Genomic DNA, 25,755 nt, shown 5'->3' with positions numbered 1-25,755 from the left:
ACACACGGGTTTTGCGTTAGTGGGCGGACAGTGCGAAGAGAAACATTTGAGCAATTAATAAACTTTGGTGCTGGCAGACAGTTTACGGTTTCAAAAGCCCACCAACGCAAAGCCCGAAACCGTTATGCCGCATTGCAATGATTCCAAAGCATACCGAGCAATCTATTGATAAATTTGTTTTTCTGGAATAAAATACTTACCTTTGACGTAAGTAACGAATAACGTTAGCATGATTATTTCATTTGGAAACAAAGACACAAAGAAAATTTGGGAGGGAGAACGAATCAAAGGACTTTCTACAGAACTTCAGGAAACTTCAAGAAGAAAATTAAGAATGTTAAACAACTCGCAAGACCTTAACGACCTTATGATTCCGCCTTCGAATCGACTTGAAAAATTGAAAGGAAATCTGAAAGACTTTTATTCAATCCGAATAAATAATCAGTGGCGAATAATATTCAAATGGAATAATGGGAACGCTTCCGAAGTTGAAATAGTAGATTATCATTAATACCGAACGATATGAGAAAATTAAAAAACATACATCCAGGCGAAATTTTACTTGAAGAATTTCTGATTCCAATGGAAATTACTGCATACAGACTTTCAAAAGACATTGCAATTCCTCAGACCAGAATTTCAGAAATACTTAAAGGTAACCGCAGAATTACCGCTGACACTGCTTTGAGACTATCGAAGTATTTTGGTAACAGTGCAAAATTCTGGCTCGGACTTCAGGACGACTTCGATCTTGAAGAAGAATTTCGTGCAAAACAAAAGGAACTGAGTGGAATAAAAAAATTCGTAAACAACGCTGCATAATCGAGTAGCCCACCCTACGCCCAAATGGGAGTAGGGTTAGGCTCTCACACCACTCCCGATAGCTATCGGGATGCGGGTCTCGCATACGGCGGTTCGTAAGTCATCAGATAAAATGCTCTTTACACCATTCTATCTTATTCGGATACTTTAATCAGGAGCTATGTCGAAACATTCTCAAGTTTATTTCCCGAAAACTTACGTTCAGTCCTTCCTTCTTTTGTGAGACCATCTGTGTTTTCCAATTTTTCGCACAGCTCGTTGCTTAAAGTACTATGACCTCTGCTGACTTCTTCATCGCTAACTCGTAGCATTGAAGACCTCCCCCGGTAAGAGCGTGTTCCTTCCGTCGATTCCTGTTACATCTACTAATTAAAATTTCTTGTGTTCTTTGGACTTCACAATGGTGTGCTTGCTCATCCATTTTAATTAGCCTCTTATGTACTTCATGTTCTTCAGTACCAACTTTTGCAGTCTCGCTTCCTTCAGTGCTGAAATCACTCTCAACCACCTTGCGACTTGCTAAATTTTCGGAACGTTACTTCCGCAATTAAGGAACTTTCATCCTCTGGAAACTTTTCACCCACCGTTTGCTTTTCTGAAATTTAATTTGCACTTTTAAACTTTTTGAATAGTCCCGATAGAAATCGGGAGTGGTGCGCTACCGCTCATGCGGGGCGCACACATCGGTTTATCGTAATGGCGGGTGACGTTCTTCGTAGAAACATTTGTGCTATACTTGAAGTATGTGCTTCGTATAGACATTTGTGGTAGAAATCCGCCACTAGGCAAAGCGGCAAGTCGTTACCGGTAATACCTCGAAAAATCCTCCCTCACAGAAAAATAATTCATTGACTATTTGGAAAATGTTACCTAATTAGCTAACTTTGTTTCGTGGAGAAAAAACCTAACAGAGAAATCTTTTACTATAAGAGATATTATCTTGACTTTTTTGAAAAGTTAAGACCAGAAGTTAAGAAAAAGTTCAACTGGACATTACAACTCATAATGTCAATAGACAGAGTACCTGAGAAATACTTTAAACACTTAACTGGCTCGACAGGTATTTACGAAATAAGAGTTGAAGTTGGGTCTGAAATTTTTAGAGTATTTGCATTTTTTGACAAAGGACAAATAATAATATTAGCAAATGGCTTTCAAAAAAAGACTCAAAAGACACCAAAGAATGAACTTGAATTAGCAGAGAAACTTAAAAAACAATACTTCAATGAAAAAGACAAATAAAAATTTGACCTCGTTTACAGAACACTTAGACAAGCAGTACGGTAAACCTTGGGACAAAAAAGAGAGAGAAATATGAAGAAGAATTTGAAGCCTTTAAACTCGGAGTAATGCTTCAAGAACTTCGTAAAGAACAAGGTATGACACAAGAGCAACTTGCAGACAAATGTGGCACGACCAAGACTTATATATCACGCATAGAGAATAACGCAAGCGACATTCGACTTTCAACACTTATGAGAATAATAAGAGAAGGTTTAGGTGGACACTTGAAGTTGAGTGTAAATATATAAGGTACTTACCGGTAATCGAGTAGCCCACCCTACGCCCAAATGGAAATAGGGTCAGGCTCTCACACCACTCCCGATTTCTATGGATTATTAAAAAAGTTTTTGTTCCGCTTGGTGGGTACTTTTAAGTTCTGTACATTTAATCAAGGTTGCGCTACTACTTTTATGCGTAGTCCGTTAGACTGTCTAAAAACCTCCTGCTGAGAATTAAATATTCGGGTAGTGATCCATGAAAAATTTCATATATTCGATTCTCAAGAGGCAGATTTTGGTTTTTAGATAGACTGCCGTTGGCACAATGTTATGAGAACCGGTATAAAAATATTCTTCCTTTTAATTTTAGCATCTTGTTCCGCTCCGAATAGCGACGAGAAAATCACCAATAGCGAAAATTATACCGATACTCTAATATCAAACCCGTCGGATACTTTAAATAATAGCACAACCCTACTACCTTCAGAAACATATTTAAGTTTCATTAAATACCTTGACTCAATAGAAATCAAGACAGACACAGTTCGGTTTACTAAAGTTTCCCTTTATCCCAATCACAACTATGAAATCATAAACGCCGATGGCTTTCCGATTTACAAATTAGACACAAGGCAGACAGCACCATTCCAAAATAATTCCAATTTTTTGTTGAGTCATCGTTCAGGCTTTAACGACAGCCTAAGTAGAACCTTTCACATTGATACCACCAAATATCTTAAGGCTAAAAATGTTTGGGGCCATTTTTTTACCTTCCCTGAAGACCGAACATCAGATGCTTTTTTTGAAGAATGGGAATTCTCCGATAGTAATACTGCAAAAGAAATCGCAGAGGAATTGGATTATTGTATGGAGTATGCCTATATGCATCGTGGCGCTTATATCTTTTATATGGACAAGCACGTTTATATTTTTCACTCCAGGTGGGGAATCTGGCCACTTAAAAAGATCGTAAAGACTTTTGTCGAAAGATACAATCCAGATATTCCGGAAACGACCAACGATTATTTGGATACGTCCCTATAAGGAACCACTGTGCCTAATCGAGTAGCCCACCCTACGCCCAAATGGGAATAGGGTTAGGCTCTCACACCACTCCCGATTTCTATGGAGTATTAAAAAAGTTTTTGTTCCGCTTGGTGGGTACTTTTAAGTTCAGTACTTTTAATCAAGGTTGCGCTACTACTTTTATGCGCAGTCCGTCAGACTGTCTAAAAACCTCCTGCTGAGAATTAAATATTCGGGTAGTGATCCATGAAAAATTTCATATATTCGATTCTCAAGAGGCAGATTTTGGTTTTTAGACAGACTGCCGTTATGCGATATGAATAGGAACGACAGATATACAAAATATTTTCTTCTGACTTTGACTTTTGTACTTGTCGGACAGATTTGTTTTTCGCAAGACACAACCAGTCTTAAATTCCAAATTGACACGACATGGAACTTCTCTGCATTCTCTTTTTCAATGTCATCAATAAGCACGGACTATTCAATATCTCATTATCCATCAAAAGAAGATTCAATACTTTGTAAAAAACATTCAAAGTTAATAACTGCTGAACCGACAAAAAAGAATCATTCAGATTTCTATTCCTTAGCATGCTCACTTTGGCAATTAGGCAGACTGACGGAAGCAGAAAATATGTTTTTGAAAATTATGGCTTCCAACGAACCATACTACGTTGGAACATACTACAATTCCTCTGACATACCTGGTGACACGACTACTAAAATTTATGGATATGGCAGCTACACATCGAATTATAAAAATTATGCTTGCAGATACTTGACCAAAATTTATCTTGAAGAAAAGAAATTTGACCAAGCACTTAAATACATTGAGTATGCCGACAAAAAATACATTGTAGAACAGAACTGCGGTACAGGATATATGTGGTATCGAGGAGAAATAGATGGTTTATATAGCCTTGCTTATGAAGGCTTAGGAATGTATGACAGCATAATAAATATGTTTTTACCTCAATACTCAAATCATTCTAACGGGACGTTGACCCGTGCACTAAAAAAGGTTTATTCGCAGGCAGAAATTAATGAGTACCTAAAAATTGCCGAAAACTCAATTGTTTGTGTAGTTGACACTTTCCAATCTTCATCTTTTATCACTCACAACTATGGTGAAAAGAATGAGACTACGACAGAAGTAAAATACACTTCAGGTACCGCAACAATGACTTTATTTGGTAGACAAGTCACTCTTGCGACACCGCACTTGGAGAATGGAGAAAAGGTATCAAGAGAACTTTTTGTAAAGGAATTTAAAGAATCGGGATTTTATATTACTCTAATTGACAATGGATAAATTCACATCGCATAATCGAGTAGCCCCCCTACCCCAAATGGGAATAGGTCAGGCTCTCACACCACTCCCGATTTCTATGGAGTATTAAAAAAGTTTTTGTTCCGCTTGGTGGGTACTTTTAAGTTCAGTACTTTTAATCAAGGTTGCGCTACTACTTTTATGCGTAGTCCGTTAGACTGTCTAAAAACCTCCTGCTGAGAATTAAATATTCGGGTAGTGATCCATGAAAAATTTCATATATTCGATTCTCAAGAGGCAGATTTTGGTTTTTAGACAGACTGCCGTTATGCAAAATTGATCAGAAATGAAATTATATGGTTTAAGAGCTAAACGTGGAGGACTCCAGTACTATGAGGAACACATTCATTATACTTTAGACGGCACTCCGGACTATATATGGCGCAAAGTTCAAGCTCAAGTAAATTCTTTCGACCCAGAACTAAATATTAAAGTTCCACTTGAGTTTGTAACATCATTGTGCAAATTCGAAAATCTCGACGAACATCAATGGCTCAAGGCGGACTTTAAACTTCCGATTATGTCGAAAGAACTTGTAAATATTTTTTTAGGCATCCGAGAAATGAAGCATAAATTGTATCCTGTAATAATTTATGACGAAAAAAATCACGATGCAATTAATGAAAACTTTGTTGCTTTCTATCTGTTGGAACCATTTGATTGTGTTGATTGGTCTCGGACCAAACTGAATCAGTCAAATGGACAAGAATACTTCAATCCTCAGAATGCTAAGTACCTATCTAACATAAATTATCCGCCAATATTTAAAATAAATTTTGTTCAAAACGGAAAGTATAGCAATCTAGCTCATTTCGTTTCTGAGAGCACTAAAGAAAAATATTTTGAATACGGAATTACTGGAGCGCAATTCGAACCGCCAATAGGTTAATAAACTTTGGCTAACACCTCCTGCTATGTAAAACCTCAAGCCCTGATCTCAGCGCTCACCTTGGATTCGATATGTCAAAATAATTTATTTATTTTTTATGCTGTTAATTCTTGGAAAATTGTGTTGCCATTTTGCACCGGAATTTTTCACAACCAAACATTATAAATCGAAAAATATTTTGACTTGACACATTAAAGGTTGAACCAAACGGGTTGCAAGTTTGATCGTCGTGTAGGCGTAGGTCGCGACCTGCGCCTACGTCACGGATTTTCATTTGCAACCCTCATGCGTACCAGCAATATTCTTTTGTATAATTTGATATGATTTTAAGAAATTTTTCAGCACAATTTTTTTTTGTCAAACGCAAATTCACTTTAATAAAATCTCAAAAAATCATTGCTTAAAACTCGTTTAATTGATTAATTTTAGGTTAGTGGTTATATCAAAAAAGGTTTTTGGACGGACTGCCGTTAGCGGTAAGCATAAAAGAGCATCGTGCAACGAATAAACGGTCTATTGGATGCAAATAATGCGACGAATATTTTAAGTTGCGACGAATAAACCATATATTTGTTGCAAGTTTTAAGACGAATGGGGTATTATATACATCAGAAAGATAATTGGCCAAATTTCACATGGAATAATGACGAGTTCCTTAATTTTCTGAGCGAGGCGAGAAATTTACAAGGACGATTAATTGGTAAAATGGAATCTCTGGGATTTGAATTACGAGATGAAGCTTTACTTGAAACGTTAACTTTGGATGTATTAAAATCTGCAGAGATTGAAGGAGAAATATTAAATCCTGAGCAAGTCCGTTCCTCAATTGCTCAAAGATTAGGAATGGAATTTGCTGGTGCAATTATGTCAGATAGAAATGTAGATGGGATGGTTGAAATGATGATTGATGCGACCCGAAATTGTTTTAATCCATTGACAACAGAGAGACTTTTTGATTGGCACGCAGCATTGTTTCCAATGCGTAGAAGTGGAATTTTCAAAATAACAGTTGCCGATTGGAGAAAAGATACATCTGGACAAATGCAAGTTGTATCGGGTACTGCTGGGAGAGAAAAAATTCATTTTCAAGCTCCCGATGCTGATTTAATCGAAATGGAAATGAACCGTTTTATAAAATGGTTTAACGAAGAAAATAAAATTGATTTAGTAATAAAAGCTGCAATTGCTCACATTTGGTTTGTGACAATTCATCCATTTCAAGATGGGAATGGACGAATTACAAGAGCCTTAACTGATATGTTATTAGCTCAATCAGATAAAAGCACACAGCGATTTTATAGTATGTCTGCTCAAATTAGGACAGAAAGAAAAGAATACTACGAAATTCTTGAAAAAACCCAAAAAGGAGACCTTGACATATCCGAATGGATAAAATGGTTTTTATGCTGTTTAATTAATGCATTAAAAGCAACCGATAATATTCTTACACGAGTTTTGTTAAAAGCAGATTTCTGGAATAGAAATTCAAAGACAATAATTAACGAGAGACAGAAGAAGGTATTAAACAAATTACTGGATGGATTTGAGGGCAAACTGACTTCAATGAAATGGGCTAAGCTTACAAAATGTTCAAAAGATACCGCAATCAGAGACATTAATGACTTGATAAATAAGGATATATTACAAAAAAAGTCCGCAGGCGGAAGAAGTACAAATTATGAATTGAAAAAAATGAAATAAAATGCCAGCAGGTAATCGAGTAGCCCACCCTACCCCCAAATGGGAATAGGGTTAGGCTCTCACACCACTCCCGATTTCTATGGATTATTAAAAAAGTTTTTGTTCCGCTTGGTGGGTACTTTTAAGTTCAGTACATTTAATCAAGGTTGCGCTACTACTTTTATGCGTAGTCCGTCAGACTGTCTAAAAACCTCCTGCTGAAAATTAAATATTCGGGTAGTGATCCATGAAAAATTTCATATATTCGATTCTCAAGAGGCAGATTTTGGTTTTTAGACAGACTGCCGTTAGCAGCAATTATCCAAAGAAGCATGAATAATAATCAAAGCGAACCATCAACATCAAAGGAATACATGGACCACATGAGGAAACGTCCATCCATGTATATTGGTAATGACGGTGTTGCTGGACTCCTACGTGGATTCTTAGTTGACTGCATTGAACTTTGTAAAAGCGACAAAATAACTTTTAAGATTATTATATCCGGAGACGACGATTTTTCAATTCATCTCGAATCGCCAAATGATTTAACCGTAATTGTCGAAAAGTTCAATGAAGATAGGCTTTCCCAGCACTATTTCCCGAATGTCATGAAAGCGCTTTCCGGAAAATTTGACCTGAATTTCTCTAACAAAAATAATTTAGAAATAAATTTCTCAATTGATCATGGGATATTTTCGGATGTCATTGATTCGATAAAATTGGACGAAAAAATTATTACAGTTGCACTTTTGAACCGTCAATCGGAAATAGTCACAATTGATAACCGAAAGAAATATTTCACTCAGAACTATTATCATTTCCCAGAAGGAATCTTTTATCTATTTAATCGTGCTACAAAGGAAGTTTTAGGCAAACCAGAATTCCTATTAACCTTTGACGATACAATTAACTCGCGCAATTATCAAATCGGGCTGGCCTACCGCACCGACTGGTTTCCTAAACCCAACATAATTAGTTTTGCAAATGACGTTCACACAGTTTGTGGTGGTTCGTTAGTGGATGGTGTTATGGATGGATTAATAAACGCCTGCAGAATCTATGTAAAAGAAAATAACTTGTCCACCTTTAAGATTAAGCGGAAGAAGTTTCTTAATGGACTAGTCCTAGTCTGCACCGTTCGTGGCGCGGAATTCATTTACGGCGGTAGTTGGAAGGAAACACTAGAATCTGAAGAAGTAAAAAAAGATGCAAAAAAGTTAATGTCTAAATTAGCATTAGAGTTTTTCAGAACACATAAGGAACAAACTGACAAATTTCTTTGGCGTTTTGACACAGAACAATTTGCCAGCGGAATGTATTAGCCTAGTAACAGCCGCTATTCGAGTAGACGGCCCTACCGAGTTACCTCGATAGTGTTCGCCTCTCACACCACTCCCGAAAGTTTTCGAGATGCTGTCTCGCATACGGCGGTTCGCAAAGTGATGCCTGCCTGACGGTCTCATGCAAGCAGGGGTTTATCTAAATAAATATCGCGGCAAAATAATCTTTCAACAGAAAATCGTAGCCTTTTAGTTTCAGACGTTTCAAGGTAATTGTAATGGTCAGGTTGGACTTTGTAAGGGCGCAATCACCTTTACGTGTTCGGCTCCATGCGTCAGTGTGGCTTTGGTCAACTCCCAATCCCTATTGGCTATTCCCTAAGCCCTAACCCCTCACAAGATAACGCAACAGGTAGAACAAGGGCCAGCCTGAAATAAAAAGCAGTCCGCCATAGATTGCCACATTGGGTTCGGCGGTTAGTACAACTACACTTAGCATAATATATCCGGCAATGAAAATTATGGGCAGGTATGGGTATCCGAACATGGTAAATATTTTATTTTCTGCAAGGGTATTTGTTTTTCGTCTCAAAATAAAAAGTGCAGCGGCAGCGGTAATAAATCCAATGCTGTCAAAAAACATCACGTATTCTAAAATGCGTTGAAATGATCCGGTAAAAAATAAAGTCACTACAATAAATGCCGTAAATAAAATCAAGCCTGCTTCCTGGACCTGAGTTTTTGAATTTATTTTTTTCATTGCTTTTGGCAATACGCCATCCTGTGCCATGGCATAATAAATTCGTGGATTACTCATTAGGGAAACATTGACATAGGCCATCACGGAAAAAAACATGAGCACAGAAACAATTTTATGAGCCGTGTCGCCAAAAATTAATCCGGTGACATCAGCGGCAAGCGTTTTTGAATTTTGTACAGCTGAAAAACCCAGCGCATGCACGTAGGCATAATTCACCGCAAAATAAAGTACCATTACAAGCATCATGGCAATAAATATTGCGCGTGGAAAAGTGCGTGCCGGGTTCACCACATCACCACCAAAATTCATGGTTTGTTGGTAACCACCGTAAGTAAAAAAAACCGGAATAAAACAAAGACCAAGTGCATGCCACCATGTTACGCCCTGCGGCAATGTATGACTAATCGTATCTGTCGGTGCATCAACAAAAAGTATGGATGAAATGATGATTACCAGCAAGGTAATTTTCACAAACATCAGCAGGTTGAGCAAACGTGAACCCGCCTTAATTCCAAGCCAGTTAAATAAAAAAAGTATCATCACCGCTAAGGCTGAAAATATTTTTACCCATACTTCATCTTGTGCGTTTGGCATTACCATAGGCAAAATATATTCAGTACCCATAATAGCCACACCCGCAGTTGACGCAGCATTGCTAATTACAATAATCCAGTTTACCATAAAAGCAAAAGCCGGATGGTAGCAATGAGAAAATAATTTATAATAACCTCCGGCTTGTGGAAAACGTGAACCAATTTCAGCAAATGTTAAGGCACCAATTAAGGTGACAACAGCACCTGCAAGCCAGGCTGTAAAAAAAATCCAGGGCACGTGGGCAGCTTGTGCAACTTCAGGTGGAGTTCTGAAAATACCCATGCCAATAACCAAACCCACCACAATCATGGTTAAATCAAGCAGGCGCAATTGCGGCTGAATGGTGGTATTAACTGATTTTTTTTCTGACATGAAAATACTTGGGCACAATACAATGTACTGTTAACATGTGTTGAAAGTACTGCAATTTTTTTTATCTGCCCGCATCTCAACAAAAATCAGGCATTCAAGAATAAAAAAAGTGTAGCGGTGATTTTTTTTTATGGAATTATAATTTACCCTGCATCTAATCATCAGAAACAAAAACAAAAAAAGTATGAGACAATTATTCATGGCAGCCATTCTACTGATCACAGGGAACATGCTGCACGCACAGGTAACTACCGGCACTATTAAAGGAAAACTCTTCAACCCTGATTCAACTGAACTAATACCTTTTGCGTCAGTTTGGATAGAGCAAGATGGATCAAAACGCGGAGCCATCACGGATGAAAATGGTAATTTTGAAATTGACGTTTTAAAACCAGGCATCTACAATGTGCACGCAAAGGATATGAATTATGGTGAGGTGATTTATGCCGGCGTAGAAGTTTTTGGTGATGCTATGACGTTCCTGAATATCGTTCTGAAAAAAAGCGCTATTGACTTGCCTCCCATCATTGTCAATGCACCAAAACCAATGATTGACAAAAACATTCCGCGTATAAAAATACCATTGGATTACATTGAACAAAGCCCTGATATTCGCAACCCACTTGGCATACTTGATAGTTATTCATCAGAAATTTCAGTAGTTGAAGGAAGTGGAGAAGTGATTATTCGCGGTTCACGTCCGGGAGATGCAGTTTACTATATTGATGGAGTAAAGGCAACTGACATGGCTATGGTACCAGGGGCTGCGGTAGGTAGTGTTGAGGCATATACCGGTGGTATACCGGCTAAATATGGTGACACAACAGGTGGTGTAGTGATATTAGAAACAAAGAGTTATTTCGATCTGTACAATGCGTGGCTGTTAAGACAATAGCGAAAGTGTCACGCAGCTGAGCAGGAAATCCCGGAAGAAAATCTTTCGGGATTTTTTTTTTATTTCGTAACACTATTGTCCGGGGAAAAAGTAAAATATTCAGATAAAGCTTCCCCGGCCATCAAAAAAGATAGGTGATAATTCGCGGCGAATTCTTAGTAAGGACGGGAAGCTCCGTGCAGATAACGTTCCTTCAATTACAAATGTTCCGGAGATCACCCGTCCGCACTTAGAATTTGCAAGAAGTATTGCCTGTCTTTTTTGCGGGCCTTGACTTTTTGCTTCTTTTGGGTCAAGCCAAAAGAAGAAAGAAACTAAAATAAAAACCGATAACCAAAAGTAAGCCCCACGGTTGATTATTTATTGAAATCAATTGGTGCCATTGGTTTCAAAGTCGTTCTAAAATATTTTATCGGACAGTAATGATTTCGTAAATTAATTTTTCAGTGATTGCAAGCAAAACAGAAGATTAAATTTTTCCTGCCATAGCTTCAGAAACATTGATGACATGATCACCCACTTTTTCAAGCGATGAAAAAAGATCACTATAGATAATGCCACTTTTTATTTTGTGTTCTGTTTTTTCAAGTTCTTCAAAATAATCTGAGCGCAGTTCGTTTCGCTTAGCATTAATTTGTTCTTCACATTCCATGGCCTTGTTGAGATCAGCTTTGAGGAATTCTCTGTCAAGATTTTCATTCATAATAGTCAGAGATTTTTCAACAAGGATAAACATTTCGGCCAGGTTATTTCTTTGTTCAGGGGTGAACCACATTTTTTCATTGTCTTTGCGTTCAATCGCTTTAGACATCTGAAAGAAAATATCAGCTACACGTTCTAAATCACCATTAATACTCAACATAGAACGAATATGTAACATGGTGCTCTCAGACAAATTAGTTTCAGAAACTTTTGCCAGATAATCGCCAATTTCTACTTCAATACGATCTGTGATGATTTCATATTTTTCAATACGTTCGTATATCTTTTTCTTTTCAGCACCTTCTTTTTCAAACAATAATTGTTTTGAAAATTCTGCCATGCGCGCAGTAATTTTACCAAAATGCGCAACCTCTTTCTGGGCTTCAAGAACTGCCAGTTCAGGAATTGAAATAGTTGCAGACCGAATAAATTTCAAATGATATTCTTCATCTTTATTTTTTGATTTAAAAATTCTACGTGTTAAGTTGATAATTGGATCAGTAAATCCAACAAGCACCAACACGTTACATAAATTGAACAAAGTATGAAAAGCAGACAGGGCAATAATTTGTCCTCTTGGGTCAGCAAAAGGATCAACAAAACCAAATCCGCTCACCATGGTCAATTCAATCAATTTTAAAAACCAGGGCAGCACAATGATCATCCAAAGTACGCCGGAGAAATTAAAAATGGTATGAGACAAAGCGGCTCTTTTGGAGTCAGTATTACCCACCAGCGCAGCAAGATTTGCCGTGATCGTTGTTCCAATATTTTCACCAAGCACCATACCTGCAGCCATTTCAAATGAAATGTAACCTTGACTCACCAAGATAAGCGTAAGCGCCATAGCAGCACTTGATGATTGAATGATCATGGTAATGACTGTGCCAATTAAAATTGCAACCAGTAAAAACAAAAATCCTTCACCTGACCAGTCTTTGATAAAATTCATCACGGAAGGCAATTGAGAAAGATTAGGCACACTCTCTTGCAAAAATTCAAGCCCTAAAAATAAAAGTGCGAAACCAATTAGAAATTCGGCAATAGCTTTACGTACACTTTTATTTGAAAAGAGCAGCGGCATACCAATTGCCATAACCGGCAATGAAAGGGTGTATATATCAAACTTACCAAAACCAAAAATTACAATGAGCCAACTGGTAATTGTGGTACCAATATTTGCTCCCATGATTACACCAAATGCCTGGCGCAAATTGAGTAATCCGGCGTTGACAAAACTTACAATCATCACCGAAGTAGCGCTTGATGATTGAATGATACCTGTGGTGATAAAGCCCGTAGTAATTCCCCTCAGTTGGTTTGATGTCATGGAATGTAATACACTTCTCATGCGTTGACCGGCTGCTTTTTGAATGCCTTCACTCATTACTTTCATGCCATACAAGAATAGAGCGAGGGCACCAATAAGAATTAAAATACTGATAAATGGACCTCTGCCTGGAATTTCAAAACTCATGGTGTCTGACCACACAATCTTACCATCATGTTGCAATCCAACTTCACACAAATAACTTTGACCCGTTTCAAGTTTTTCAATTTTAAATTCACCTGCATCAAACGGAATATCAGTAATAGTTGTCCATTCAGAATAAGATATTCCGGTATTGATGCGCGCAATTTTTGTTTCAGTACTATATCTTATTTGAACAGATCCGGCAAAATTTTCTTCACTATTTATAACCCATGATATGATGGCTGCATCATCTTCAACAACGGCAGATGTATGTACAAATGGGTTGCTGCTTAAATAAGTTGGTTGCTGATTTGATTCATTGACATAATCAGCAGCGTGGACGTGAAATCCAATCAGAAGAAAGATGAGGTAAACCAATTTTCTGGCCACTGAAAGCATAAATTCAAAGAAAGGCAAATGTAAAGGAACGTGTTTTCTAAAAGTCAAAACTTATGTTAAGCTAATGTTAAGTTATAGGCATCCAAAACAAGATTTGTCGATCTATTTTCTATGTGATTATCACTAGACGCTTAAATACTAATTTACAAGCATTTCAGAGCAGATATTCAACATACAGTGCATCATGTTGGTGTTAAATTAATATTACGATTTACTTAACAATAGTTTTACTTAAAAGACATTATAACAACTTTGCGGCAACATTTTTTTAACACTTCAATAATGTTTGACTGTTTATCAGGCATGTAAAAATGGAACTGTAAACTGAATATGAAAATGGAAAGTAGATGATTCCTGCAACTAAAAAAAACGTAAATGAAAATTGGTTTCTTAGTATTAATCACATTGATGATTTCAAACACAAAAGTTTTAGCTCAGTCGGACAGCACCAACAAACAAGTGAATAAAACTGAAAAAAAATGGTACGACTCATTCTCAATTAAAGGGTATGCCCAGGTAAGATATAACAGGTTGGGAGAAACAAATCCTGATTTGCGTTGCGACCAATGTGATAAATCATGGGGCAATAACGGAGGCATTTTTCTTCGTCGGGCTCGTTTGGTGGTTTCAGGTCAACTGCACCCACGAGTTTATTTTTATATGCAAACAGACTTTGCCAATAATGTTAGTTCCGGATCTTCTACAGGACAACATTTTGCGCAACTCAGAGATTTCTATCTTGACCTTAGTCTTGACAAGAATAACTCATTTAAATTTAGAATAGGACAGAGTAAAGTCCCATATGGATTTGACAATTTACAGTCAAGTCAGGTTCGTTTAAGTATAGACCGCTCTGATGCAATGAATAGTGGGACTTTTAATGAACGTGATATGGGGGTGTTTTTCATGTACACTCCAAAACCAATCATTGATTTGTACAAAGAAATTTCTGATCAGGATCTCAAGGGATCAGGTAACTATGGATTGCTAAGCTTTGGCGTGTACAATGGTCAGACAGCCAACAAAGTTGAGTTAAATAACGAACTTCATATGGCAGCAAGAATTACTTATCCATTCAGAATAAAAAATCAGCTTGCTGAGATTTCGTTGATGGGCTACACAGGACAGTATACTATGCCTAAAGATCTTTTGTCTAGCGGTGTTATAACAAATACAAGTGCAACATATACCGATAAAAGATCAGCAGTCTCCTTGGTATTATATCCAAAACCTTTTGGAATTCAAGCTGAATACACGCGTGGGGTAGGTCCAACTTTTGACCGTGCTGACTCAACAATTAAAACTCTACCCCTACAAGGAGGATATGTTACGTTATGTTATAAAACAAAAATATTCAACCAGTCATTCACTCCTTACACTCGATATCAGTATTACGAAGGAGGTAAAAAACTTGAAAAAGACGCAAGAAATTATCTGGTTCGTGAAATTGAAGCCGGTATTGAATGGCAACCTTATAAATATTTTGAAATCACTGCTGCCTATGTATTCTCAAACCGACAATATCAAGATTTTACCACTGATTATGACGAGATGGGATCTCTGATAAGACTTCAAGTACAGTTGAATTTCTAATCCTGATTTTAATAGAATCATGTACATATTTTTTTACCTTTGGTTAAAATAATATCATGAGTTATTCCATTCTAATCATCGACGACGAACCGGACATCAGGACGTTAATCCGTTACAATCTTGAAAAGGAAGGATATACCGTACATGATGCAAAAAGCGGTGAAGAGGGATTATTACTTGCAAAGGCTCATCAACCTGATTTGATTTTGCTTGATGTCATGATGCCCGGAATGGATGGCATGGAAACATGTGAAAAACTAAAAGCTGTTCCTGAACTTTCAACTACCATGATTTGTTTTCTCACGGCGCGAGGTGAAGATTATTCACAAATTGCAGGTCTTGAAGCCGGTGCAGATGACTATATCACCAAACCTATCAAACCAAAATTGCTCACCAGCCGCATCAGTGCTTTATTGAGAAGATCAGCCAAAACAAGCAGCAAGAGTGCTGATGAAAAAAATATTCCCCAGGGTATTGAAATAGATAAAGAAAAATATCTGGTCATTAAAGATGGCAAACCAATGTCACTTCCACGCAAAGAATTTGAACTGCTTGCCTTGCTTATGTCAAAACCGGAAAAAGTATTTCTGCGTGACGTAATCATGTCAACTGTTTGGGGTGATGAAGTAGTGGTAGGAGAACGCACCATTGATGTTCACATCCGCAAGCTGCGTGAAAAATTGGGTGAAGACCATATCATCACGGTAAAAGGCGTTGGATATAAGTTTGAGTATTGATTTCAAACTCTGTCTAAGAAAGGGCGCATAACCTTCCTGCTAATCTTACGTATCAAAAGGCTACCATATTTAATTGAAAGGTTATGCCAGTGAATGCAGGTAGTTATTTTTTTGATAGTTTGCTCTACGGAGTATTTATCGGATTATGTCTAATTGGTTTGTTTTATGCAACACAACTTGGACGATTCTGGTTATTTCTTCGCAACAAATATCATCACGCAACGTTTGATGTTTTTTTGCAAAGCAGCAGTGATACGGCAAATTATACCGTGAAATGTGAAGTAAAAAAACATTCCATATTATTCACTGCTATCAGCCCGTCAGGTACAAAATTATTCAACGGAGAATTTATCATGAATCCCTTCAACCTGAAATTTGGTGAAGGATATTATCATCGTATACGCAATGAAAATGATCCAACAAATTTTGAAGCCTACGGTTTTATGAAAGTCATCATTAAAAATGACTGGACATTTTTAGTGGAAGAACAATCACCTGCAACAGGTAATGCATCAGAAAACGCTACCGGTCTTACACATCCGGCAATTGTTTGGAAGAGGACTTGATGTACTATATAAAAATCTATTAGTAAAATTCGCTTTCAAGGTGTTTTTATTCTGAAAAAACGAATGTAATTTCTTTAATTATATCCAAAAAAAAACGCCTCCCTTAAGAGACGTTTTTCTGATATAAAAACTGTTTCCTAATCAACATTGTCATGCAGGAAAGAGTTATTCTCTTTCAAACCAAATTTGCGTTTGCCCTCTTCAGTTTCTTCTGATAAAGTGAACTTGCTCATCTGATCTTCTGATGAATGAGGAATATCATTAATGGTAATATTCTTTCTTTTGTATGCAGGTTCTTTTTCAAGATCTGAAAGACCTGACGAGGTTTTCATTTTTGATGTGTACGACTGAATTCTCTCTAATCGTTCTTTGGTTCTTTTCTGCTGCTCATCTAATGAGAGAGGTTGTTTAGTCTGAAGATTTTCATTGGTTTCATCACGCTCATCTAAGTCATCAGTAAGCATGTGACGAATAACTGATTCCTTTTCTTCAATCGGAGCATCGTCAGATTTTTTTGCATCAAATGGTTCTGATGACAAACTAAAATTATCTTTCTCAGTTTCAAATGTCAATTCATCTGAGCTTGATTTAACAGATTCTGATTGAAAGCTCCAGTTAATTTCAGGCTGTGTTTCTTCTTTAACCTTAATATATGGTTGCTCTTCTTCATCTTCTTTAAAAACATTGCTTTGAGTTGAAAACAAATCCTGATCATTAGTTGATACCGAATCAGATACTATGTCTGTAATACTTTCACTCACCGGCGAAGTCACCGGAGCAACAACAGGTTTGGCAATTGAATCTTCAAGATTAATGACTGTTTTTTCAGGTGCTTTTTCAAGACCGGTCATTGGAGTTGATTTAAAACCGGTTGCAATAAGAGTAAGGTTGATTGATTCACCCAAACTTTCATCATAACCATGTCCCCAAATTACATCAGCAGTTGAGCCGGCTTCATCCTGAATATAATCTGTGATGATTCCAATTTCATCCATCAGAATTTCTTTATTTCCATAGGTGATATTCAGCAATACATATTTAGCACCGCGGATATCATTATCGTTAAGCAATGGAGATGCAAGGGCACTTTTCACTGCTTCAATTGCACGATGTTCACCTTCTGCTGTTGCTGATCCCATGATGGCAACACCGCTGCTTTTCATCACCGTATTCACATCATTAAAATCAACATTGATTAAACCGGTAACAGAAATTACTTCAGCAATTCCTTTTGCGGCAATAGACAATACATTATCTGCTTGTGCAAAAGCTGATCCTAGTGAAAGATTACCATACATTTCACGCAATCTGTCATTGTTGATCACTAGCAAAGTGTCAACGTTCTGACGCATTTGCTCTAAACCTTCTTCAGCTTGTTGTTTACGTTTTTTACCTTCAAAAGCAAAAGGCACGGTCACAATTCCAACTGTGAGAATATCCATTTCACGAGCAACTTTTGCAATCACCGGAGCAGCACCTGTTCCTGTTCCACCACCCATACCGGCCGTGATGAAAACCATTTTAGTGGAAGTAGATAAAAACCGACGAATGTCATCAATATTTTCAAGTGCGGCATTTTTTCCAATTTCAGGAATTGCGCCTGCACCGCGTCCTTCAGTAAGGCTTGAGCCTAACTGAATTTTCATTGGAACCGGACTCAAATCCAGAGCCTGCTGATCAGTATTGCATACAACAAAATCAACTCCTTTAATGCCTTGATTGAACATGTGATTCACGGCATTGCTTCCTCCTCCTCCAACGCCAACTACTTTTATAATTGACGACAGTTCTTTTGGCAAATCAAATTCCATAGCTTTCGTTTTTATGTCCTGATGTATTGGACTGTTATTATTAATTATTGTTTTCGTTTTGCGTTAGGGTGAATTCGATTCGCCCCTACGATTTTTTAATCTTCTTCTTCAAACCAGGTGCGGCTTTTTGACAGAATTTTGTCGAAGAAACCACCTTTGGTTTTGGTAGAATGTGTTTTCACCGTATTATTATTTGCGGGTTTTTGTTGTTGTTCTTCTTCTGTTTTTTTCTCTTCTGTGGCATCAGGCATAACACGTTGCATTGCCTGAAATCCTTTAACTACTAATCCAATTCCGGTTGCAAACATTGGGCTGGTAATATTTTCAGCAGTGGTTGTAGGCGCAAGATGTTCATTAGGGTAACCAATGCGCGTATCCATTCCGGTGATGTATTCAAATAACTGTGTAATGTGATTCATTTGGGCACCACCGCCTGTTACAACAATACCACCAATGAGTTTTTTCTCAAAGCCTGAATTTTTTATTTCATAATAAACGTGCTCAATAATTTCTTCCATTCGCGCTTGAATGATAGATGCAAGATTTCGCACAGAAATTTCTTTTGGCTCACGTCCGCGCAAGCCCGGAATACAAACCACTTCATTATGCTGGCACTCACTGGCAAGAGCAGAACCAAATTTCACTTTCAGCAGTTCAGCATGTCTTTTCATGATGGTGCATCCTTCTTTTATGTCTTCAGTGATCACGTTACCACCAAAAGGAATCACCGCTGTGTGACGAATTATTCCATCCTGAAAAATGGCAATATCAGTTGTTCCACCACCAATATCAACCAATACCACACCGGCTTCTTTTTCCTCTTCACTCAATACTGCTTCAGAAGATGCCAATGGTTCAAGAATCATTTCATCAATTTCAAGACCTGCCTTGTCAACACATTTTTTAATGTTTTTTGCTGCAGCAATGTGACCTGTTATAATGTGGAAATTTGCTTCCAGGCGCATGCCTGACATACCAATCGGATCTTTGATACCTTGCTCTTGATCTACAATATATTCTTGCGGCAAAACATGGATAATTTCTTCACCCGGCTGAACAACCAGTTTGTACATATCCTCAATCAAAGCATCAATATCAGCTTGTGAAATTTCAGTGTCTAAACTACGGCGGGTAAGCATGCCACGGTGTTGCAATGAATTGATGTGCTGTCCGGCAATACCAACATTTACTACACGAACTTTCAGTTCACCTTTCACTTTGGATTGTGCCTCTTCAACAGCCGCTTTAATTGACTGCACAGTTTTTTCAATATTGGAAACAACACCTCGTGTTACGCCAACACTTTCTGCCTTACCAATAGACAAAATTTCAATTTTTCCATGCTGCGTGCGTCTGCCTACAATGCATGCAATTTTTGTTGTCCCTATATCTAATCCTACTACTATTTCTGACATAGTTTTATTTTTTTTATTCTCTTGTTCTTATTCCGAGATGTACTATCTTTTTGAACAAACCACCTGATTTTTATACATCACGTTGATGGTATCATAGTTCTCCCAACCTGCGCGACTCAGCCCTTCACTGTAGAAGTACCGTAGTTTTTTAAATTTACCTTGTACCTGTTCAGCATCTCCAAAAAGTATTCGCTGATCACCCACTCTTGGTATCAGTTCAAATTCACGGAACTGATTAACGTATATATGTGTAATCTGCGCAGAAAAGAACTCATCTGAACAAACATATTGCGAAATAGCGTACAAATCATCAAGAATTTCAATAGTTTTCAAACTGTCATTGTTGATTATCTCATCCACATTTTTGCTAAAGTTGTTTTCATTGATGAAACCGTTTACGGTTAATACGCGTGCCGTATAGGTATCAGAAAGCGGCATCAATCGGCCATCTGAATCAAGATAACAGCTTGATGAATCAAGGTTAAAAATTCGTGCAATGGGTTTGCGCAATGAGATATCTATAGCCCATGAACCGGACACGTAAGAGTACACTTTTGCTGATCTCACTTCAGTCATACTTGAAATTTCTTTTTCAATTTTTTCCAAATCACGCTGACTATAATTATGATCAGGTGAAATAAGATTCCGACTTGTTAAGCGCTCAGTTACTTGATCTTTTGTGAGGAGCAACATGTGGTCAGACACCTCAATTTCTATTTGCGGCATACCCACAATCTGACTTGATTGACTGCGGTTTGCAAATGCCATTAACACACAGACGGCTGCAAGAAAACAAAACCACAAAATATTTCTAATCCACTTTTTCATAGGCTATATATAAGCTTCTGTAATGGGTTTTACACAAGTATCAATATCACCTGCACCAACAATGACAACAACCTCTCGTCGTTCTTTTTTCAAATCTTTTACAATGGTTTCTTTCGTGCTCATCCATTTGTTTTTGAGGTTCACTTTTTCAAGCAATGCAGAACTGGTAATGCCTGGTATTGGGAGCTCACGAGCCGGATAAATATCCAGCAAAAACAATTCATCAGCCAATGCCAATGATGAGGCAAAACCATCCATAAAATCCCTTGTTCTGCTAAAAAGATGTGGTTGAAAAACTGCCGTGATTTTTTTATCAGGATACAATTTTCTAACCGCACTTAAAAATGCTGTAATCTCTGTTGGATGATGCGCATAATCATCAATCACTACAATATCATCTCGTCTAATCTGAAAATCAAATCTGCGCTGAACACCTTTAAACGATGCCAGAGCATTGCGCAAAGTTTTTTCAGGCATTCCTAACTCATTGCATAAGGCAAAAACTGCCGTTGCATTTTCACAATTATGTTCCCCCGGAATGCCAAGTTCAATTGCGGCAACTACCGCACGATCAGGTTTACGAATATCAAATAAAAACTTACCTTGTTCATATCGGATATTGGTTGCAAAATAATCTGCATCCTTATGCAAACCATAGGTTATGCGCCCAACCGAGGATGTGAATATAAACTGATCTACTTTTAGATTTACATTTAGAACCAGTAATCCATCATCGTTGGTTCTATTCATAAAATCATTGAATGAAGTCAAGAGATGTGAACCATCACCATAAATATCCAAATGATCAGGATCCATGTTTGTGACAATGGTGTAATATGGATCAAGCTGAAGAAATGAGCGGTCAAACTCATCAGCTTCTACTACTACTCTTTTTGATGAAGCATTGATGATGGTATTAGACTGGAAATTGGCTGAAATACCACCAACAAAAGCATTACAACCAAGTTCAGTATTACTCAATACCCAGGCAAGTAAAGTACTGGTTGTAGTTTTGCCATGCGTACCGGCAACAGCGAATGTTTCAAAGCCACCTGAAATAATACCGAGTGCTTTTGCCCGTTTGATCAAATAAAAATTCTCTTGTTCAAATGCCAATAATTCACCATGATCTTTTGGAATTGCAGGAGTATAAATAACCAGTGTATTTAATTTATTCAACCCCTCTAAAACCTTAGTACCCCAATCATCATAATGCACCTGAATACCTTCAGCAGTAAGCTGTTCAGTTAAGTCAGTGCGTGTTTTATCATAGCCTTTCACTTGTTTGTTCTGCGACTTGAAATAACGAGCTAAAGCGCTCATACCTATGCCGCCAATTCCGACAAAATATACTGTATGTATTTCTTCAAATTTCATTTTTCAATTCTTTACTCTGCTTGCATGATATATATGCAATTCCCAATTTTGAATTTTATCTGATAATTTTTTCAATCTCTTTTAAAATGCGAACGGGAGCATCTGCAATTCCTAATTTTTTAATATTTTCAGCCAATTGCTCAGCCAATTTTTGATCAGCAAAAAGATCCAACGCTTTTTTGATCAGCGTTTCTTTCGCCTCAATATCTTTTACTAAAATGGCTGCATTTTTATTCACCAGTGCCATAGCATTTTTTGTCTGATGGTCTTCAGCCACATTTGGTGAAGGGACCAGAATTACGGGCTTTCCAACCAGGCAAACTTCAGAGACAGAGATAGCTCCCGCACGTGAAATTATCAGATCAGCCGCTGCATAAGCCAAATCCATTTCAAAAACAAAATCCGAAAGATAAACCGGACCGCCTTGATCTGAAAAAACAGTTTTTCCTTTCAATTTTTCTAAATCTGCTTTTAGTTGTTCAACATATACTTTTCCGCATTGCCAAATCAACTGAACATTTTGATCCAATAAATTTGAGATGTTATGCAAAACACTTTCATTCACTGTGCGTGCACCCAAACTACCACCAATCACCAGCACTGTTTTTTTTGCCGGATCAAGACGGAAATGAGAAATGGCTTTTTGTTTTTTACCTTCAATAGCCACCATCTCCATGCGCACGGGATTACCTGTCATGACCAGTTTTTCTTTTGGGAAAAATCTGTCTAAATTTTCATACGCAACACAAATTATTTTTGCTTTATCAGCCAGCCATTTATTCGTTATTCCGGGATACGAATTCTGTTCTTGCAATAAAGTAGGCACTCCCATTTTAGCGGCCACCCTTAATGTTGCAGCACTTGCATAACCACCAACACCAATGGCAATTTGCGGTTTGAATTCACGAATTATTTTTTTAGCCATGCGCAAACTTTTCCATAATTTAAATGGAAATGAAAGATTTTGTAGGGTTAATTTTCTTTGTAATCCACGAATAGGCAGTCCGACAATTTTATAACCCGCGCGTGGCACTTTTTCCATCTCCATTTTTCCATCTGCACCTACAAACAAAATTTCACAAGCCGGGTAATGTTGCTTTATACAATCGGCAATTGCCACCGCCGGAAAAATATGTCCACCGGTACCTCCGCCGCTTATTATTACTCTATTCAATGACATTTGGTTCGGTTTGATTAGTTGATTTAAATTGATTCCGGCTGATGCTTAATACCATTCCAAATGCAATGCACGTAAACCATGATGATGTACCACCCATTGAAAGCAGGGGCATATTTTGCCCGGTGACAGGCATTAATTTTGTACTTACCATCATATTGATTAATGCCTGCGACATCAGCATAACTGCTATACCTAGTGCCACGTATGTTCCATACAAATCTTCTGCTCCTAATCCGGCTTTGATAAACCTGAAAAACATTGCCAGATACAGAATTATAATAAGTATAGCCGTTGGCAAACCGCCTTCTTCAATCAGCGCTGCAAAATAAAAATCTGCATACGCTTCAGGAATATAATGTTTAAGCACACCATTACCCGGACCTTCAGGCAATGGATCATTCCACGTGATTGCACCATTTTTGATAGCGGCCAGCGCATTGTTTACTTGAATTTGTTCTTTCTGTTCTACATCATCTCCAAACATTCTCACAATTCGCATGCGCCATGTTTCAACACGCGGTAATACTTCAGGCTGTAGTTTTGCAACCAACAACAACAAGAGAAAAACAGCCACCATGGAACCAACAGATAAACCAATCCATTTCCATGGAAATTTTGCAAGAATCATCATAGCAAAAGCGAGCATTGCAACAAGTCCGGCGGTTGAAAGATTAGATGGCAGAATGAGTAAAATAATCATTCCGGTTGGTAATAAAATATGTTTGAACACAACTTTAAAATCACCAAACTCATCTTTGCGTTTTGTAAATTGTCTTGCCAGATAAACTATGAGTGCAAGCTTTGCAAAATCAGATGTCTGAAATGAAAACGGAACAAAAGGAATTTTCAACCAACGATCTGCTCCATTTACACTTTCACCAACCAACATGGTAAGCACAAGCAGAATTACTGCTACATACATCAAAAACCGGGCAAGCCTTGAATACACTTTCACCGGAATTTTATGTACCACATACATGAGCACAAAACCAAGCAATAACAAGGAGAAATGTTTGAAAAATAAATAAGCATAACTCATCCCTTTCACTTTTACAAGAATGGGGATAAAACTGAAAACCGACACCACGGAAATTAATCCAAGGAAAATTGCCAGTACCCAGATATTGCGATCTCCGCCTAGATATTTGAACAAATCTTTCAAGTCAAAATAAATTATAATTGTCTTACAGCCGCTTTAAATTGTTTTCCTCTGTCTTCATAGTTTTCAAACAAATCAAAACTTGCGCAGGCAGGTGAGAGCAAAACCGCCATGTCTTTTTTTGCAAAGCGATACGATAAAGCAACCGCCTCATAAGCTGATTTAGCTTCAGCAATATGTTCAACCAAGCCGCTGAAAGTAGATTTGATTTTTTCATTGTCAGTACCTAAGCAAACAATGGCTTTTACTTTATCCTTTACCAAGGGCAACAAGGAGTCATAATCATTGCCTTTGTCAACACCACCTACAATCCAAACCAAAGGTTTATCCATACAATCCAGTGCATACCACACAGAATTTACATTGGTTGCTTTTGAATCATTGATGAACTCAACACCATTTATTTTAGCAACAAATTCAAGTCGGTGTTCAACATTTTTAAAATCAGACAAACTCTCTATCAGACTTTCATTTCTGATTTCTAACAGACGGCCGGTAATTGCAGCTGCCAGTGAGTTTTGCGTGTTGTGTTTCCCTTTGAGGGACAGGTCGTGGATTGACATAGTGAATTCAGGTTTAAGGTTTATATTTATTTGGTTGTTGTTTACATATCCAATCATTCCCTCTTGTTTTTCAATAGAGAATGGTGCCAGTTGTGCGGCAATATTTCTTTTTTGCATTTCGGTGAGAATAACCGGATCATCTGCATTATAAATGAACCAGTCTCCTTTTGTCATGTTTTGAATAATGCGGAATTTAGAATCCACATAATTCTGCATTTCATAATTGTACCGGTCAAGATGATCTGGTGTGATATTAAGCAGGATGGCAATGTCAGCTTTGAAATCATACATATCATCTAACTGAAATGAACTGAGTTCAATCACATAAACATCTGCCGTATCATCAATGACCTGACGCGCCAATGATTTACCAACGTTACCTGCCAGTTCAGCTTTTTTCCCTCCCTTTTTCAAGATGTGATGAACCAACATGGTGGTGGTGGTTTTACCATTTGAACCCGTGATACAAACCATTTTCTTATTAGTAAACCGTGATGCAAATTCAATTTCAGAAATCACAGGAATTTTTTTCTCTCGCAATTTTTTTATGATGGGAGCTTTTTCAGGAATGCCAGGACTTTTAATTACCAAATCTGCATTCAGAATTTTATCTTCACTGTGTTTTCCTTCTTCAAATTCCAGGTCATTTTCTTCAAGCTCTTGTTTGTATGACGGTTTTATTTTTCCGTAGTCAGACAGAAAAACAGTATGACCCTTTGCTTTTGCAAGCAAGGCTGCGCCTACCCCACTTTCACCGGCGCCAAGAATAACAGTATAACTAATTTTACTCATGTT

The 25,755-nt window shown here is 37.6% G+C and carries 21 protein-coding genes and 1 pseudogene; 13 read left to right on the top strand and 9 right to left on the bottom strand.

What is annotated here, in order from left to right:
- The first annotated feature begins 229 nt into the window (after positions 1 to 229).
- From IPH66_01360 to IPH66_01320, 9 genes and pseudogenes are all read left to right on the top strand, one after another.
- Positions 230 to 511: a type II toxin-antitoxin system RelE/ParE family toxin gene (locus IPH66_01360; GenBank protein MBK7128001.1), complete on the top strand. Its 282-nt coding sequence runs from the start codon at positions 230 to 232 to the stop codon at positions 509 to 511.
- Between the two features lie 11 nt (positions 512 to 522).
- On the top strand, positions 523 to 822 hold the full coding sequence (locus IPH66_01355; protein MBK7128000.1) for a HigA family addiction module antidote protein: 300 nt from the start codon (positions 523 to 525) through the stop codon (positions 820 to 822).
- An 891-nt stretch (positions 823 to 1,713) separates the two neighbouring features.
- Complete coding sequence (locus IPH66_01350) at positions 1,714 to 2,064, top strand: type II toxin-antitoxin system RelE/ParE family toxin (GenBank protein MBK7127999.1); 351 nt, start codon at positions 1,714 to 1,716, stop codon at positions 2,062 to 2,064.
- Positions 2,048 to 2,354 (top strand): annotated as a pseudogene (locus tag IPH66_01345) (helix-turn-helix transcriptional regulator). Before IPH66_01350 ends, IPH66_01345 begins: the two are co-directional and overlap by 17 nt.
- Before the next feature lie 300 nt (positions 2,355 to 2,654).
- On the top strand, positions 2,655 to 3,368 hold the full coding sequence (locus tag IPH66_01340) for a hypothetical protein (protein MBK7127998.1): 714 nt from the start codon (positions 2,655 to 2,657) through the stop codon (positions 3,366 to 3,368).
- A 634-nt stretch (positions 3,369 to 4,002) separates the two neighbouring features.
- Positions 4,003 to 4,665, top strand: coding sequence for a hypothetical protein (locus IPH66_01335; GenBank protein ID MBK7127997.1), 663 nt, complete (start codon positions 4,003 to 4,005; stop codon positions 4,663 to 4,665).
- Between the two features lie 304 nt (positions 4,666 to 4,969).
- Positions 4,970 to 5,572: a hypothetical protein gene (locus IPH66_01330; protein MBK7127996.1), complete on the top strand. Its 603-nt coding sequence runs from the start codon at positions 4,970 to 4,972 to the stop codon at positions 5,570 to 5,572.
- A 591-nt stretch (positions 5,573 to 6,163) separates the two neighbouring features.
- Positions 6,164 to 7,273, top strand: a complete 1,110-nt coding sequence (locus tag IPH66_01325) for a Fic family protein (protein MBK7127995.1) — start codon at positions 6,164 to 6,166, stop codon at positions 7,271 to 7,273.
- Between the two features lie 311 nt (positions 7,274 to 7,584).
- On the top strand, positions 7,585 to 8,577 hold the full coding sequence (locus IPH66_01320; protein MBK7127994.1) for a hypothetical protein: 993 nt from the start codon (positions 7,585 to 7,587) through the stop codon (positions 8,575 to 8,577).
- 343 nt (positions 8,578 to 8,920) lie between these two features.
- On the opposite strand, the gene IPH66_01315 is transcribed toward IPH66_01320, so the two are convergent.
- Complete coding sequence (locus IPH66_01315) at positions 8,921 to 10,261, bottom strand: amino acid permease (protein ID MBK7127993.1); 1,341 nt, start codon at positions 10,259 to 10,261, stop codon at positions 8,921 to 8,923.
- 184 nt (positions 10,262 to 10,445) lie between these two features.
- Between IPH66_01315 and IPH66_01310 the strand changes: the two genes are divergently transcribed.
- Positions 10,446 to 11,156 (top strand): carboxypeptidase regulatory-like domain-containing protein, encoded by a 711-nt coding sequence (locus IPH66_01310; protein MBK7127992.1) that lies wholly within the window; start codon positions 10,446 to 10,448, stop codon positions 11,154 to 11,156.
- A gap of 469 nt (positions 11,157 to 11,625) precedes the next feature.
- Here IPH66_01310 and IPH66_01305 read toward each other — a convergent pair whose 3' ends face one another.
- Entirely contained in the window at positions 11,626 to 13,335 is a 1,710-nt protein-coding gene (locus IPH66_01305; protein ID MBK7127991.1) for a Na/Pi cotransporter family protein, read from the bottom strand.
- A 771-nt stretch (positions 13,336 to 14,106) separates the two neighbouring features.
- Here IPH66_01305 and IPH66_01300 point away from each other — a divergent pair.
- From IPH66_01300 to IPH66_01290, 3 genes are all read left to right on the top strand, one after another.
- Positions 14,107 to 15,324, top strand: a complete 1,218-nt coding sequence (locus IPH66_01300) for a porin (GenBank protein ID MBK7127990.1) — start codon at positions 14,107 to 14,109, stop codon at positions 15,322 to 15,324.
- 56 nt (positions 15,325 to 15,380) lie between these two features.
- Positions 15,381 to 16,061 carry a response regulator transcription factor gene (locus tag IPH66_01295; GenBank protein ID MBK7127989.1) on the top strand — a complete coding sequence of 227 codons (681 nt, stop codon included), beginning with the start codon at positions 15,381 to 15,383 and terminating at the stop codon, positions 16,059 to 16,061.
- Positions 16,062 to 16,144: 83 nt separating this feature from the next.
- Complete coding sequence (locus tag IPH66_01290; protein ID MBK7127988.1) at positions 16,145 to 16,627, top strand: hypothetical protein; 483 nt, start codon at positions 16,145 to 16,147, stop codon at positions 16,625 to 16,627.
- Between the two features lie 137 nt (positions 16,628 to 16,764).
- Here IPH66_01290 and ftsZ read toward each other — a convergent pair whose 3' ends face one another.
- From ftsZ to murD, 7 genes are all read right to left on the bottom strand, one after another.
- The gene (gene ftsZ, locus IPH66_01285; GenBank protein MBK7127987.1) at positions 16,765 to 18,438 is read right to left on the bottom strand and encodes a cell division protein FtsZ; all 1,674 of its coding nucleotides are present in this window, start codon (positions 18,436 to 18,438) and stop codon (positions 16,765 to 16,767) included.
- A gap of 95 nt (positions 18,439 to 18,533) precedes the next feature.
- Positions 18,534 to 19,853, bottom strand: a complete 1,320-nt coding sequence (gene ftsA / locus IPH66_01280; protein MBK7127986.1) for a cell division protein FtsA — start codon at positions 19,851 to 19,853, stop codon at positions 18,534 to 18,536.
- A 42-nt stretch (positions 19,854 to 19,895) separates the two neighbouring features.
- Positions 19,896 to 20,681 (bottom strand): hypothetical protein, encoded by a 786-nt coding sequence (locus tag IPH66_01275; GenBank protein ID MBK7127985.1) that lies wholly within the window; start codon positions 20,679 to 20,681, stop codon positions 19,896 to 19,898.
- A gap of 3 nt (positions 20,682 to 20,684) precedes the next feature.
- On the bottom strand, positions 20,685 to 22,058 hold the full coding sequence (locus IPH66_01270) for a UDP-N-acetylmuramate--L-alanine ligase (GenBank protein MBK7127984.1): 1,374 nt from the start codon (positions 22,056 to 22,058) through the stop codon (positions 20,685 to 20,687).
- A gap of 55 nt (positions 22,059 to 22,113) precedes the next feature.
- Positions 22,114 to 23,238 carry an undecaprenyldiphospho-muramoylpentapeptide beta-N-acetylglucosaminyltransferase gene (gene murG / locus IPH66_01265; protein ID MBK7127983.1) on the bottom strand — a complete coding sequence of 375 codons (1,125 nt, stop codon included), beginning with the start codon at positions 23,236 to 23,238 and terminating at the stop codon, positions 22,114 to 22,116.
- Complete coding sequence (locus IPH66_01260) at positions 23,225 to 24,400, bottom strand: FtsW/RodA/SpoVE family cell cycle protein (GenBank protein MBK7127982.1); 1,176 nt, start codon at positions 24,398 to 24,400, stop codon at positions 23,225 to 23,227. The genes murG and IPH66_01260 overlap by 14 nt, the downstream gene beginning before the upstream one ends.
- 11 nt (positions 24,401 to 24,411) lie before the next feature.
- Positions 24,412 to 25,752, bottom strand: coding sequence for a UDP-N-acetylmuramoyl-L-alanine--D-glutamate ligase (gene murD, locus IPH66_01255; protein ID MBK7127981.1), 1,341 nt, complete (start codon positions 25,750 to 25,752; stop codon positions 24,412 to 24,414).
- Positions 25,753 to 25,755: the final 3 nt, after the last annotated feature.

It is taken from the genome of Crocinitomicaceae bacterium, from assembly GCA_016708105.1.
Taxonomy (GTDB): Bacteria; Bacteroidota; Bacteroidia; order Flavobacteriales_D; family Crocinitomicaceae; genus JADJGJ01.
This window is presented reverse-complemented; position numbering and strand designations above follow the sequence as displayed.

Bases quoted from the DNA above. Each gene is read 5' to 3' on its own strand.
- IPH66_01300 (MBK7127990.1), top strand. From the start codon at position 14,107: ATGAAAATTGGTTTCTTAGTATTAATCACATTGATGATTTCAAACACA.
- IPH66_01330 (MBK7127996.1), top strand. From the start codon at position 4,970: ATGAAATTATATGGTTTAAGAGCTAAACGTGGAGGACTCCAGTACTAT.
- ftsA (MBK7127986.1), bottom strand. From the start codon at position 19,853: ATGTCAGAAATAGTAGTAGGATTAGATATAGGGACAACAAAAATTGCA.
- ftsZ (MBK7127987.1), bottom strand. From the start codon at position 18,438: ATGGAATTTGATTTGCCAAAAGAACTGTCGTCAATTATAAAAGTAGTT.
- IPH66_01360 (MBK7128001.1), top strand. From the start codon at position 230: ATGATTATTTCATTTGGAAACAAAGACACAAAGAAAATTTGGGAGGGA.
- IPH66_01295 (MBK7127989.1), top strand. From the start codon at position 15,381: ATGAGTTATTCCATTCTAATCATCGACGACGAACCGGACATCAGGACG.
- IPH66_01275 (MBK7127985.1), bottom strand. From the start codon at position 20,681: ATGAAAAAGTGGATTAGAAATATTTTGTGGTTTTGTTTTCTTGCAGCC.
- IPH66_01315 (MBK7127993.1), bottom strand. From the start codon at position 10,261: ATGTCAGAAAAAAAATCAGTTAATACCACCATTCAGCCGCAATTGCGC.
- IPH66_01305 (MBK7127991.1), bottom strand. From the start codon at position 13,335: ATGAGTTTTGAAATTCCAGGCAGAGGTCCATTTATCAGTATTTTAATT.
- murD (MBK7127981.1), bottom strand. From the start codon at position 25,752: ATGAGTAAAATTAGTTATACTGTTATTCTTGGCGCCGGTGAAAGTGGG.
- IPH66_01335 (MBK7127997.1), top strand. From the start codon at position 4,003: ATGGCTTCCAACGAACCATACTACGTTGGAACATACTACAATTCCTCT.
- IPH66_01355 (MBK7128000.1), top strand. From the start codon at position 523: ATGAGAAAATTAAAAAACATACATCCAGGCGAAATTTTACTTGAAGAA.
- IPH66_01290 (MBK7127988.1), top strand. From the start codon at position 16,145: ATGCCAGTGAATGCAGGTAGTTATTTTTTTGATAGTTTGCTCTACGGA.
- IPH66_01325 (MBK7127995.1), top strand. From the start codon at position 6,164: ATGGGGTATTATATACATCAGAAAGATAATTGGCCAAATTTCACATGG.
- murG (MBK7127983.1), bottom strand. From the start codon at position 23,238: ATGTCATTGAATAGAGTAATAATAAGCGGCGGAGGTACCGGTGGACAT.
- IPH66_01310 (MBK7127992.1), top strand. From the start codon at position 10,446: ATGAGACAATTATTCATGGCAGCCATTCTACTGATCACAGGGAACATG.
- IPH66_01340 (MBK7127998.1), top strand. From the start codon at position 2,655: ATGAGAACCGGTATAAAAATATTCTTCCTTTTAATTTTAGCATCTTGT.
- IPH66_01320 (MBK7127994.1), top strand. From the start codon at position 7,585: ATGAATAATAATCAAAGCGAACCATCAACATCAAAGGAATACATGGAC.
- IPH66_01270 (MBK7127984.1), bottom strand. From the start codon at position 22,058: ATGAAATTTGAAGAAATACATACAGTATATTTTGTCGGAATTGGCGGC.